Consider the following 12,685-nt stretch of genomic DNA (forward strand, 5'->3'; position numbering starts at 1 on the left):
GTGGCGGACCCTCCAGCACATCACTGTCAGCCCCAGCAGAATCGGCGACATCGCCCGCGCAGCACTTGTCCTCACCCATTTCGAGCACAACTACCTACCGGCAATTCCCTGAGATCACGTCACTGAACTCGCGGCGCGCAGACAGGGCTTGCCAGGGCGCTCAGTCGTTGGCGAGTGCTGCGTGTGCGGCGTTGTAGCCGGGGATGAAGGTGATGCCGGGGCCGCCATGGCAACCGGCACTGCCCAGGTAGAGCCCGTCGATGCCGAGCGGCTGGTCAGCGTATCCGTTCGGTCCGGGACGGTTGGGCCCCATCTGCTCAGGGTGGATCAGTCCGTGGCTGCGACCTTCCTGGTGCAGCGGTGTAGGGCCATTGCGACCGTAGAGGACAGGTTCTTATGCCTTCAAAGACCTGTTCTGCCATGTACAGATAACCCGCAAGGCATAACCTCTCGCCGATGGCCGCATCCAGCCCGCCACCCCCGCATGGAACTCACCCAAGGAGCGTTCGATGAAGCGCTCCCGCCGCGCCACCACCAAAAACTAATCGAGCGGGTTCAGCTCTGATCACGCCGCCCAGAGCATAACGCCATAGCAATATTAATCTTAGAAAAGATAACTCATTAGCCATAGTGTCGGAGGTGTGAGAAGCCAAGATTCCACCTGTGCGGTGCTAAAACGTGGATACGGTTACTGAGCTGGGCGTTCATAGGGCGATCAGGCCGCTCTGTGGTACTCGTTGATCAGTCCAGTGACGGTCCTTCGGCGGTGGATTCGGGCGATCATGTCGATCACCTGGCTGGGGTCATGCAAGGGCGGGCGGAGGGAACGGCTCTGATGCGGGCGATGATGATTGAAATGGTGTGCCGCTCGAATATTGAGTTATGGGTCCTGAGTTGCGGTTAAGCGGCGTGGTGGTATTCGCTGATCATGCTGGCAACGACGGGTTTTCGGCGGACGATCCGCTGGTCGTTGAGGTCGGTCACGTCGTGAGCGGGCTGCGCTGCGGTGTCCGGGGGACGTTGCTGCCGGGACTGGTGCGGCCGGTGCCGGTTGTAGTGGATCAGGTACTCCTGGAGCACACGGGCCAGGTGGCGTTCATTGAGGATCAGAATCCGCTCCAGAAGTTCACGGCGCAGCGTGCCGATGACGCGCTCGCAGATGGCGTTCATCCTCGGCGTCCGCGGCAGCGTGGTGATGATCCGCAGCCCTTCAGCTGTGAAGACCTCCCTGAACGCCGAGGTAAAGAGCGGATCCCGATCGTGGATCAGGAACCGTAGCCGGGTGATGCGGTCGCCCAGGTTCATCGCCAGGTTGCGGGCTTGCTGGGCCGCCCAGGCCCCGGTCGGGTGTGCGGTTACGCCGGCCAGGTGCAGTCGTCGGGTGCCGTGCTCGATGAAGATCAGCACGTAGAGCCGTTTGAGCGTGATCGTCTCGACCACGAGGAAGTCACAGGCGATGATCGCGTGGGCCTGAGCGGTCAGGAACTGCCGCCAGGTCGGCCCGGCTCGGCGGGGTGCCGGATCGATACCGGCGGCGTGCAGGATCTCCCACACCGTGGAGACCGCGATGTTGTAGCCCAGCCCGGCCAACTCGCCTTGGATTCTTCTATGCCTCCAGCTCGGGTTCTCCCGCGCCATCCGCACAATCAGTGCCTTGACCGGTCGGCGGGTGCAGGGCCGTCCCGGACGCCGCCTGTCTGTGAAAGGCCACTTACGCGCCACGAGACTGCGATGCCAACGCAGGATCGTCGCCGGGGTGACCGGGAACACCTCCGCCCACCGGCGGTGGTGTATCAGTCGCGACAACGCCGCAAGCCAGAGACGGTCGGCGCCACCCCACCGAGGCCGGCTGCCGAGCTGACGGCGGAGGACCTGGTTCTCGTGACGGAGCACCAGCACCTCAGCCTCTTTGGACAGATCGGAGCGGACCAGCACCGTCAGCAGGTCGAACAAGCCCCTCACCAACCGGTAGACAAGCGACAGCAACACCTAGCGATGGTCGCAGCCGCTGCCTTGATCATTCAGCAAACCCCAGTTCAGAGCACGAAATCGTGTTTTCGAGCGGGACAGGATCGGCTGCGGGTCTCCAACATCGCGGGCATGTTCGACGCGATCGAGGAGTTCAACGAGGTCATCGCCACCGAGCGGGCCAGCGGCGACCCGGCCCGCCAGGCCAGGGTTCGCTACCGGCGTCCGGTCGGACCATCGACGATGCATCGCATCCGTGCCACCTTGCGCCACGCGGTGAACGTGGCGATCAAGCAGGACCGGCTGCTGGACTTCAACCCCGCCGCCGCGGTCGAGTTCCCGCCCGCCGTACGGCCCAAGCCAGTGGTGTGGACCGAGGGAAGGGGCACACTATGGCGCCTGGATCACGAAGCGCTCCTGGACAGAACCCGGCGCCTGCGCGGTGGCAAGCGGGTCGACCCGATCGCGGTCTACGTCGGTGCGCCTCGGCCGTCACGGGTGATGGTGTGGACCGCCCCACAGACTTCGGTCTTCCTCGCCTTCGCCCGGCGAGACCGGTTGTTCGCTCTCTACCGGCTGATCACCTTGCGCGGGCTGCGCCGTGGCGAGGCGGCGGGGCTGCGCTGGATCGACGTCAACTTCCGCGAGGCGACGATCGGAGGGCACTAGCAGATCACCTAGCTTGGCTGGCGGCCGGTGCAGGGCAAGCCGAAGACCGAGGCCAGCGACCGCACGGTCGTGGTCGACGCCGAGACCATGGCGATCCTCAAGGAGCACAAGAAACGGCAAGCCAAAGAGCGGCTGGCCGCAGGCGAGACGGGGGTCGATAGCGGCTTCGTCTTCACCGATAGTTTCGGCCGGCCGCTGCATCCGCACCACCTGACTGATGCCTTCTACTGGCTGGCCTACCAGGCAGGACTCTCACCCGTTCGCCTCCACGACCTCCGCCATGGGGCGGCCACGATGATGCTGGCCGCGGGAGTCGAGTTGAAAATCGTCCAGGAAACGCTCGGGCACGTGTCGTCCACCTTTACCCGTGACACCTACACCAGCGTTTATCCCGAGGTCGCAGCCGCCGCCGCTGAGTCTGTCGCAGCTCTGATCGCGACCCATCCAGTGCTGCCCGTCCAGAAAGCCGCCACGGGATGATCTTGAAGGCGGAGTCCTAGCCTGTGTTCCTTCACGACGGTGTTGTCACCTCAGCGTTGGCTTCTGGCGGCGCTGGCGGTATTTCACGGAGCCTTCGACGGCTCGGGCGGTGACGCCAATCTGCTGGCCGATCCAGCGATAGGACCGTCCGGCCTCGTGGTCGCGAAGGTCTCCACGTAGTCGATGGCCGTCTGCAACGCGTCCTTCAGCGGAGAGATGTCCCGGGCGACCTGGGCAAGGAGCATGCCGCCCTGGAAGGCAGCAAGGAGCAGGTTGGCCAACTGCGCGGGATCTGCTTCGGTGCTCATACGGCCGAGTCGCTGCATGTGCTGGATTCCATCGCGGAAGATGCCTCTCCACTGGTCGAACGCGCTCGCGAGTTCATCGTGAACGTCGAGGTCGGTCTTGATGATCTCGCTCGCGAGGGAGCCGAGGCTGCAGCCTTCCTGGTAGGCGCGTTCGTAACCGACGTAGAACGCCGCCCACTTCCGAAACGTGTCGAGGGTGTCGAAGCCGGAGAACTGCTCACTGCGATGGAGCGCTAGTACGCGCTCGGCCTGCCAGGCAATCACTGCCAGGACGAGACTCTCCTTGGTCGGGAAGTAGTGGTTGAGCTGTGATCCGCCGACGCCGGCGGCGTGACGGACCTGCTCGTTGTTCGTGGCGTGGACGCCGTTGGTGTAGATGAGCTCCGCGGCGTGCTCCAGGATTCGGGCCCGCGTGGCCTGTCCCTTGTCGGTGAGCTTGCGAGGCTCCCGGGCTCCCTTCGTGGGCTTCATGCTTCACACGATACCGAATATTGGGCTTGACAGCCCAGTCGTGAGCAGTGTTCACTCTAAAAATGGGCTGGCTAGCCCAAAACTGTCGCCTGAGTCGGCTGACGACGACCATTCCCATCGATCGGAGTTGATTTCCAATGTCACGCCTTAGCGTTCCCTCTCCTGACGACGTCCCCGACGGGGCGAAGGGCATCCTCGACAACGTCGGCGCACAGTTCGGCTTCGTCCCGAACATGTTCGCGACTCTCGCGTCGAATCCGACCGTCCTCGACGTCGTCATGACACTGCAGGGCACCTTGAGCCGGGTTCTGGACGCGAAGGCGCGGCACACCATCGCGCTCGCCGTGTCGCAAGCCAACGGTTGCGATTACTGCCTGGCGATACACACATACGTATCGTCCGAACTCGGTGGCATGTCGAGCGATGACATCGACTTGGCCCGGGCCGGGAGCTCGATCGATCCCAAGCGCGCCGCGGTCGCTCGTTTCGCTCAGCAGGTGGTGGAGAGCCGCGGTCAGGTGAGCGACGCCGACCTTGCGGCTGTGCGAGGCGCTGGGTACACCGACCCGCAGATCCTGGCGATCGTCACGGTGGCGGTGCAGGTCCTGCTGACCAACTTCATCAACAACGTCAACCAGACCGACATCGACATCCCCGCCGTCAACTCGGCCGGTACGCCCGGCTGATCGCCGCGACGCCCGTCGAGGCCGCGCACACAGCCCGGTAAACCCCTCACTGCCCCAAACGATCACTCAGGAAAGATGCGATATGCCAGGCTCCGAACTCTATGAGAAGTTCATGGCGCTACACACCCGCGACGGTGGCCTCGTCATGCCGAACGCATGGGACGGCCTCTCGGCGTTGATGCTGGCCGATGCCGGCTTCGAGGCGATCGCGACATCGTCGGCGGCACTCGCCACCACACTCGGCCGGTCCGACGGACGTCACGAAGTCACCCGCGACGAGCACCTCGAGCATGCGCGGCTGCTCAGCCGGCTCACCGGGCTGCCCGTCAACGGAGACTTCGAGGACGGCTACGGCGACACGCCTGAAGATGTCGCCGCGACCGTCGAAGCCGCCGTCGAGTCCGGCCTGGCCGGTATCGGGATCGAAGACACCTCGGGCAATCCCGATCAACCCATCCGCGACTTCGACGAGGCAGTCAACCGCATACGCAGCGCCGTCGAGGCGGCCAAGGGGCGCATCGTCGTCACCGGCCGCACCGACAACTTCATCCAGGGGCGGCCCGATCTCGACGACACCATCCGGCGTCTGACGGCCTTCGCCGAGGCCGGCGCGGATGTGCTCTACGCCCCGTACCCACCCGACCTCTACGCACTCGTCGCGATCGTCACCGCCGTCGCGCCGACACCGGTCAACGTCCTCATCTCGCCGGGGGACAAGGTGCTGACCGTCGCTGAACTGCAGAAGGCCGGGATCAAGCGCATCAGCTTGGGTCCAGCGCTCTACACCCACGCAATGGAGGCACTCGAACAGGCCACCAAGGCTCTCGTCGCGGGTGACCTCACCGCCGCGACGACAGGAATCAGCTTCGAGCGCATCAGCGAACTACTTGCCCGCGGCGCGAACTAGCCCAAAACGCCGCGAACCACCGCTCCTCACCCACCCATCGCAAGAAGAAGGCAGATTAGCATGAATATCGACAAGGTCATGAACAAGCACCTCACCAGGTATTTCGACCCCAGCAAGACCATTCCGGAGGAAACCCTTCAGCAGCTGCTGAGGTTCCTGCGCTCCACGCCGTCATCGGTGAACGTACAGCCCAACCACTTCTACGTCCTCGCCACGCCCGAAGGCAAAGAGCGGCTCGCCAACAACCTGGGCGAACGATTCCAGGACAACGCCGAGAAGATCCTGAACGCGTCGCACACCATCATCCTCACCACCCGGGCAGATCTACCCGACAGCCACCTCGAGGCGGTGTTCACGAAGGAGAGGGCCGACGGCCGGTTCCCTGACCCGTCAAAGCAGGAGCTGTGGGAATCAATGACCCGAGACTTCCTCAACCTGCGCAACTACAGCTACAAGGACCTGAACCACTGGATGGAGAAGCAGACCTACATGGCGGTGGGCCTGACCATGATGGCGGCCGCTGAGCTCGGCGTCGAGGCCACGCCGCTCGAAGGGTTCGACCCGACCAGTGTCGACAAGGCGTTCAAGATCCGCGAGACCGGACACAGCACGACGGTGCTGCTGGCCCTCGGCTACCCCGACCCGGAGAGGGTGTATACAACGCCGATCTCGCGATTCGACGCCGACCGGCTGTTCACCTTCATCTAAACACCCACCCGGAAACCAAACCCACAACAACACATAGTGCTCGTAACACGATCTTGTTGAGGTTGCCGGCGTGCGGGCGCCGCCGTTCGTGGCGGCCATGCGGGAGACGCCACCTTGGGCCTTGGCCGGCGGTTAGGGCACTCGGATCGACAGAGGAGTTGATCACCTTGGACGGACATGAGTTGCAGAAGATCGCGGGCGACTGCACTGTGGGACTGCCCGGCGCCCACCTGGAGCATCGTTTCGGCTCCGACTGGACGGTCTACAAGGTGCGCGGCAAGGTCTTCATGCTCATGACCGACATGCCGGGGCGCCCCGTCGTGATCCTGAAAGCTGATCCGGATGACGCCGCAGCCCTGCGTGAGCAGTACGCGGACATTACCCCCGGCTATCACATGAACAAGAAGCACTGGATTACGGTGGAAGGCGGGGGCGCCATCGACGAGAAGCTGGTGAAGGAGCTCGTGATCGACTCCTACCGTCTCGTGGTCGGCGGGCTTCCCAAGTCCGAGCAGCCCGTGGATCCGCGCACCTACGGCCGCCGCGCCTGATCTTCGACGTGCCCATCAGCGGCGAGAAGCTCCAGAACAGAGCGCGCGACACGGCACCGGCGATCGGCACCGACCGGCGCAAGCACCCGAACCGCCACGCACGCCAGGCCCATGACCTGCGAATTCACGATGCACGCGGCTCATCGGCCTGCAGCCTCATCTGCTGGAGGCGGCTGGAGAAGCACCGCTCGTGATCGTGTTACGAACACATACGAGGAAGGGGACGATCTCAATGAAAGCCATTGTGGTAACCGACCAGGCCGCGGGAACGGCCGGGATGACGCTGACGGAGCGGCCTGAGCCGCCCGCGGCGATCAACGACGTCATCGTTCAGATTCATGCATCGGGCTTCGTCCCGACAGAGATGGAGTGGCCATCGACCTGGACCGATCGCGCCGGCCGTGACAAGACACCGTCGATCCCCGGCCACGAGCTGGCCGGAGTGGTCACCGCCCTCGGCTACGGCACGACGGGGCTGTCGGTCGGGCAGCGGGTGTTCGGCCTCGCCGACTGGCACCGCGACGGCACCCTCGCGGAGTACGTGGCGATTGAAGCGCGCAACCTCGCACCGCTGCCCGGGGACGTCGACTTCACGGTAGGCGCGTCCCTGCCCATCTCGGGTCTGACCGCGTGGCAGGGGCTGTTCCAGCACGGCCGCCTTCAGGCCGGCCAGACCGTCCTCGCCCATGGCGCAGCCGGAGCAGTCGGGACGATGGTGACCCAGCTCGCACGTGAGGCCGGCGCTTACGTCATCGGCACTGGACGCGCCGCCGACCGTGAGAAGGCGCTCGACTTCGGCGCGCATGAGTTCGTCGACCTCGAGAACGACGCGCTGAAAGACGTTGGGGGCGTCGATCTGGTCTTCGATGTCATCGGCGGCGACGTCCAGAGGAGCTCCGCGGCTCTGATCAGGACCGGCGGGACGCTGGTGTCGGTCGTGGGCCCGGTCGAGGCCCGCCCCGCTGATGGCCTGGCGATCGATTTCGTTGTCGAGGCCGATCGCACCCAGCTGGGTGCGATCGTGCAGCGAGTCCGGGACGGGCGGCTGCGTACGAACATCGGAACCACCGCGTCCCTCGACAACGCGGTCGCAACCCTCAACTCAGCCGAGCGACGCAAGGGGAAGACAGTCATTCGTGTACGCCCGTAGGGAGTGATGGCCACACTCTGATCGGTGGGGCCGAGCGGCCAGTCGAAGCGACTCGTCGCGGAAAGCAGCGTCGGGTCCGCCGCGCGAGCGGGTCATCTAATCCGTGCGGCGGGCCCGACGGGTACACATATGACCTTCTCGAACAACGATATAGACGGGTGCTGACGGGCGATGCACACATCCCAAAACGTTGACCGGCGCATCGCGTCAGCCCGCCTCGTCAACGTTTCCCTCGGGTCGGTCGGCAATCCTCGCCGCACCTCGTCACAGACTCTCTTGATGCCGAGGTGGGGAGGGAGTCGGTGGTCTCTGCGAGCATGCCTTCGTATGGAAGAACCACGCGAGGTGGTACGGGCGGCCCCAGTCGAAGGACCTCGCCGTCCCTCAGATCGAGGGCCTCGGGCACGAGCCCACGCTGTTCGATCTGCTGTGAACAACCTCATGAAGTGATGTCGGGCAGGTCGGCCATGGCGAGGGCGGCGCTACCGGCGTTCAGCATGAGCTGGAGGTGGGCACCTCAGACAACAGACGCCGGGTGACGGCGTACACCATCGACAAGATCACGAAACATGATCCCAGGTGACCCGGACCAGTCATTCGGCGCCCCAGAGCCCTTCCTCCCACCGGACGAAGGGCTCTGCGCTTGCAGTACTCGAGTTCTTGAGTCCCACACCCGCTCCCGAGGCCAACCGAATGGCTCCCACGGGGAACCGGCCGGCAACCCATACCCGGCGCCGGAAGCGATCCAACCGTGCCAGAGCGATTCACATGATCCCCGCACACGTCCCCGACGAGCCACCGCTCACCTACGCCGACAGCTTCGACGTACTGGTCCTTTCCGTAACGGCCCTGTCGTGTACAGGAAATTGGACTCTATGGTCCCGAATTTCCTAGCTGGCTCTGTGTGTTATCCCGACTTCTTCGGGACATCCCGGTCGCACGGGGCCGTCGGGTCACGATGGGTCACCCATCTGACCAAGTGCTCCATGCCGACGGCGGCCAGATTCGCCCAGGGGGGTTGGGTGCCGCGTCAGGGCCTGAAGAGCAGGCCATAACGGTATCGCGATGGGGAAGGGAAGAGCGGGTTCGACGGGGTAAGCCGCGAGGTTGCGCTGGAGACAGTGTCATTTCGCGGACACGGTGACCGGTTCCGGCTCGGTGTCACGGGTTGGTCGGATCGACAGGCCGAGGATTTTGCAGCCCTGAAACGGGACTATATAGTCCTTTATCGGCCCACCAAGACTCCGCCCACGACACACGATCCACTGGACCACCGCCATCAAAGGAGCGGACACTGTCACGAGCGACGACGCGGACACCGACGACTATGACGGCGGCTTCAGACCGATTCGCGAAGTCCTGGCGGGAACCGCTCGACACCGTGGCCGGGCAGCTGGTGAAGGCACATGACTGACGTGCTATCGAAGGCTCCGGTCCTGCATCGGTTCGACGGCCTCTGACCTACGGAGGTGACATGCCACTCCTTCCACGCCCACGCCCGCGCTCCGTCCGCGCTCGGTGCACCCTCATCGTGGCGCTGTTCGCTCTGAGCATCCTGGTGGTGCTCGGCGCGACGCTGGACCTGGCCATCCGCTCCCGGATCCAGTCCGGCGCCTTCCGCCAGGCCGAGCGGGTGGCCAGCCAGTGGAGCCCGGTCGCCCGCGGCGGCATCGTGCCACGATCGATACCCGCCGACCCGCCGGTCGACCTCATCCAGGTCGTGGACGGCTATCACCGAGTCGTGAACTCCAGCCGGGAGGCTTCTGCGACTGTGCCGCTGAGCCGGCTCCGGCCGCCGCCCGACGCCCGTGTCCAGCCTTACCGCGAGTGCCCGCCGAACGACCGGTGCATCCTGCTGCACGCCATCCGCCTGACCCCGGCACCGGACGCGGGCGTCGTCTACGCCGGCCTTCCAGAGCCGGACCTGCTGGCCACCCATCAGCTCGAATACGCCCTCGCGGCCGGAATCGTCCTGGTCACCGGCATCGCCGCCTGGACCGCATGGCTGCTGGTGGGGCGCGCGCTCCGTCCCGTCGAGGCGATCAGGACCCAGATCTCGCAGATCACGGTGAGCGACCTCAGCCTGCGCGTCCCCGAACCGCAGGGCAACGACGAGATCAGCCGGCTCGCCACCACCGCCAACCAGACGCTCAGCCAGCTGGAGGCCGCGGTGGAGCAGCTACGCCAGTTCGCCTCCACCACCAGCCACGAGCTGCGCACCCCGATCGCCGCCCTGCGCACACACCTGGAGGAGGCGCTGCTCTACCCTGACGACGTCGACGCCCAGGACGCGCTCCGCAGCTCGCTCGCCACCGCCGGCCGGCTGGAAGCGATCGTCAACGACCTGCTGCTGCTCGCCCGTCTCCGGGCCACCGATCCGCTACCCCCGGAGAAGATCGATCTCGGCGAGCTCGTCGCCACCGAGGTGAGCACGCAGTCCTCGGCCGCGCCGACCTCCGTGCCGATCACCCTCCACGCACCCGCCGGACTGAAGGTCCGCGGCTCGCGCATGCAGCTGATCCGCGTGCTGAACAACCTCCTGGCCAACGCTCTGCGGCACACCGAGTCCACCGTGGAGGTCAGCGTCGAGCCGGCCGACGACAGGGTCGCGGTCACGGTGACCGACGACGGGCCCGGCATCCCACCGACCCACCGCGAACGCGTCTTCGAACGGTTCGTCCGCCTCGACGACGGCCGCCGCCGCGACCCCGGCGGAAGCGGGCTCGGCCTGGCCATCTCCCGCGACATCGCGCACAACCACCACGGCACCCTCACCGTCGAGGACTCCCCACGCGGGGCCAGGTTCGTGCTGTGGCTGCCACTCATCAGCGGAGCTCCCGCAACGGCCGCATCAGGGGCAGGCGCCTGACGCGCACCAGGAGCCGCATTTACAGATAGGCCCATCAGCCGGACGGCGCGTACGGCGGGAAGAGCCGCTCGGCGGCCGCGCCCAGCGAGGCCACCTGGCCGTCGTCCAGCCGGGCGGGGCGGCGCAGGATCCAGCCGCACACTCGACTGGCCCGCAGCAGCGTCACGCCGGACACCGTCAACACGCCCCAGCGGAGCAGGCGCGCGCCGTGCACCGCGACCACCGCCGTTACCGGAACCGTCCAGCCCGCCGCGCGCAGCCGCTCGGCGACGCGGCGCACCTCGAACGCCGCCGCCTTCACCAGCGTGTCGGCCGGGCGTCGGCCGATCCACAACCGGCCTGGCGGCCGGAGATGCGCGTGCTGCGGTGCCAGCGTTTCGAGCTGATCACGATTACGCCGGCCGACCGATGACCAGATGGTTACAACATTCGCCCGCGCCCGCGGCAACTGCCGGTCATGCAGCACCGCGTACCCGGCCAGGTCCAGCGCACGCAGCCGCCGTGCCGTGGCCCGCTCCCCGATCGCGCCCTCGCGCCAGGCCCCCGCCGGCGAATGCACCCTCCAGCGCTGCACGCTGTCGACCATCGCCACCATCGCGGCGGCCACCAATCCCGCCCACCAGCTCCACGCCCAGGCCGCCACCGCGAAGGCGGCCGCCAACAGCGTCAGCCGCACCAGCAGTCGGCTCGGTCGCCCCGCTCGCCACTGCGCGGTACTTGCCGGACCGGCCGCTCGGCCCCGGCACCCGCGACCGCCTCCGTCCCGGATGGAGGATCCAGCCCGGTTGCCGGCTCTGTCTGGCTGTCAAGAACATCCGCTACGCCAGCCGATGGGTTCCACCCGGCAGCGTGATCTGCAGCCGCCATCAACGATGGACCGGATCTCTCGGCCAGCAGTTCGACATCGCTGCTCTGCCCGAGATCTCCCTCGCGAACAGCCGTCATCTGCGCATGATCCACCGCCACGGATAGGAGCACGCCGCCCAGACCATGACTGAAGCCAGCCGGATCCGCTGGAGCTGGTGGAACAGCAAGAAATGCACCAAGGCCCTTGATCGTCGCCGCACCATGCTCCGCGGGCCGCGCTGGCCGGGCAACCAGCAGCAGGCCCTCACCGAGCCTGCCTGTGCCTATCCCGAAGTCGTCGCCCTCGCGGAAATCCTTGCCGCACCCGAGCTCAGGCGCCTACCGGCCATAGGATCCCTGCTCGACCTCCGCCGTTTCATCAACGAAGTCCGCGCCCGCGTGGCACCCGGCTACCAACCGACACCTTGAAGATCACCCGGCTCGACCGGCTGTTCTACTCCATCCAGAATCTCGTCGTCCTCGGCACCGAACTCACCAACCGCTGCATCCGACTCCAGGTCATCAAGCAGAACACTTCGAAGGCCGCGACCTGTTCGGCATGCTCTCCGCCCTCGCGGAACCCCAGCGAGACTTTGTCACCGCCAACACCAACGACGGCCTCGCCAAAGCCCGCGCCCGAGGCCGCAAACCGGCCCTGACTGACCAGCAAGTCATCCAGGCCGTCAAGCTCCACACCGACGGAACACCCGTCGCCGACATCGCCGCGCAAGCTCAAAGCCTCACGCACCACCCTCTACCGCTACTTCAGCCTCGCCCGCAACGCCGAAACGATCCCGCCGACAACACAGGCTGAGACGCCTGCTCGAATCCATGCCTCGCTGACAACACGACCTGAGAATCCGACCCCATGCCTGTCTCACCTACATTCCACACGCCCTGCTCAGCGCATTGCGATCAAAGAAGATCATTCGAAACGGGACAGCCACTGGGTCGTGTCGATCGGCCAGTCTTTGCTGCCGGTCTGCCATTCCCTATTGAATAGGCGTGTTGTTCCGGTTCAGTAGAGGGGCTGATGTGGCGGGCTGGCGCAAGTTCTGGGTGCCCCGAGACG

At 65.7% G+C, this 12,685-nt stretch carries 14 protein-coding genes; 9 read left to right on the forward strand and 5 right to left on the reverse strand.

The window, feature by feature from the left end:
• Positions 1-160 precede the first annotated feature (160 nt).
• Entirely contained in the window at positions 161-313 is a 153-nt protein-coding gene (locus ACWDRB_RS67025; RefSeq protein ID WP_449912653.1) for a hypothetical protein, read from the reverse strand.
• A gap of 587 nt (positions 314-900) precedes the next feature.
• A complete protein-coding gene (locus ACWDRB_RS67030) occupies positions 901-1,953 on the reverse strand; it encodes an integrase core domain-containing protein (protein WP_449912654.1) in 1,053 nt (350 codons plus the stop codon).
• Between the two features lie 147 nt (positions 1,954-2,100).
• Here ACWDRB_RS67030 and ACWDRB_RS67035 point away from each other — a divergent pair, with 147 nt between their 5' ends.
• Both ACWDRB_RS67035 and ACWDRB_RS67040 read left to right on the forward strand, forming a co-directional pair.
• A complete protein-coding gene (locus ACWDRB_RS67035) occupies positions 2,101-2,637 on the forward strand; it encodes a hypothetical protein (RefSeq protein ID WP_449912656.1) in 537 nt (178 codons plus the stop codon).
• Positions 2,638-2,664: 27 nt separating this feature from the next.
• Complete coding sequence (locus tag ACWDRB_RS67040; protein WP_449912657.1) at positions 2,665-3,117, forward strand: tyrosine-type recombinase/integrase; 453 nt, start codon at positions 2,665-2,667, stop codon at positions 3,115-3,117.
• 83 nt (positions 3,118-3,200) lie between these two features.
• On the opposite strand, the gene ACWDRB_RS67045 is transcribed toward ACWDRB_RS67040, so the two are convergent.
• A complete protein-coding gene (locus tag ACWDRB_RS67045; RefSeq protein WP_397375611.1) occupies positions 3,201-3,896 on the reverse strand; it encodes a TetR/AcrR family transcriptional regulator in 696 nt (231 codons plus the stop codon).
• A gap of 137 nt (positions 3,897-4,033) precedes the next feature.
• On the opposite strand from ACWDRB_RS67045, the gene ACWDRB_RS67050 reads away from it, so the two are divergent.
• The 6 genes from ACWDRB_RS67050 to ACWDRB_RS67075 all read left to right on the forward strand — a co-directional run bounded on the left by ACWDRB_RS67050 (position 4,034) and on the right by ACWDRB_RS67075 (position 10,767).
• A complete protein-coding gene (locus ACWDRB_RS67050) occupies positions 4,034-4,582 on the forward strand; it encodes a carboxymuconolactone decarboxylase family protein (RefSeq protein WP_449912658.1) in 549 nt (182 codons plus the stop codon).
• An 82-nt stretch (positions 4,583-4,664) separates the two neighbouring features.
• Positions 4,665-5,489, forward strand: a complete 825-nt coding sequence (locus tag ACWDRB_RS67055; protein WP_449912660.1) for an isocitrate lyase/PEP mutase family protein — start codon at positions 4,665-4,667, stop codon at positions 5,487-5,489.
• A gap of 60 nt (positions 5,490-5,549) precedes the next feature.
• Positions 5,550-6,197 (forward strand): nitroreductase family protein, encoded by a 648-nt coding sequence (locus ACWDRB_RS67060; protein WP_449912662.1) that lies wholly within the window; start codon positions 5,550-5,552, stop codon positions 6,195-6,197.
• Between the two features lie 158 nt (positions 6,198-6,355).
• Positions 6,356-6,748 carry an MmcQ/YjbR family DNA-binding protein gene (locus ACWDRB_RS67065; protein WP_449912663.1) on the forward strand — a complete coding sequence of 131 codons (393 nt, stop codon included), beginning with the start codon at positions 6,356-6,358 and terminating at the stop codon, positions 6,746-6,748.
• Between the two features lie 232 nt (positions 6,749-6,980).
• Complete coding sequence (locus ACWDRB_RS67070; protein WP_449912664.1) at positions 6,981-7,898, forward strand: NADP-dependent oxidoreductase; 918 nt, start codon at positions 6,981-6,983, stop codon at positions 7,896-7,898.
• A gap of 1,531 nt (positions 7,899-9,429) precedes the next feature.
• Positions 9,430-10,767, forward strand: a complete 1,338-nt coding sequence (locus ACWDRB_RS67075; protein ID WP_449912666.1) for a sensor histidine kinase — start codon at positions 9,430-9,432, stop codon at positions 10,765-10,767.
• 34 nt (positions 10,768-10,801) lie between these two features.
• Here the strand turns inward: ACWDRB_RS67075 and ACWDRB_RS67080 are convergent, their stop codons facing one another.
• A complete protein-coding gene (locus ACWDRB_RS67080; RefSeq protein WP_449912667.1) occupies positions 10,802-11,443 on the reverse strand; it encodes a hypothetical protein in 642 nt (213 codons plus the stop codon).
• A gap of 314 nt (positions 11,444-11,757) precedes the next feature.
• On the opposite strand from ACWDRB_RS67080, the gene ACWDRB_RS67085 reads away from it, so the two are divergent.
• A complete protein-coding gene (locus ACWDRB_RS67085) occupies positions 11,758-12,042 on the forward strand; it encodes a hypothetical protein (protein WP_449912668.1) in 285 nt (94 codons plus the stop codon).
• Between the two features lie 25 nt (positions 12,043-12,067).
• Here ACWDRB_RS67085 and ACWDRB_RS67090 read toward each other — a convergent pair whose 3' ends face one another.
• Positions 12,068-12,343 carry a hypothetical protein gene (locus tag ACWDRB_RS67090; RefSeq protein WP_449912669.1) on the reverse strand — a complete coding sequence of 92 codons (276 nt, stop codon included), beginning with the start codon at positions 12,341-12,343 and terminating at the stop codon, positions 12,068-12,070.
• Between the last annotated feature and the right edge of the window lie 342 nt (positions 12,344-12,685).

This window comes from Nonomuraea sp. NPDC003707 (assembly GCF_053587055.1).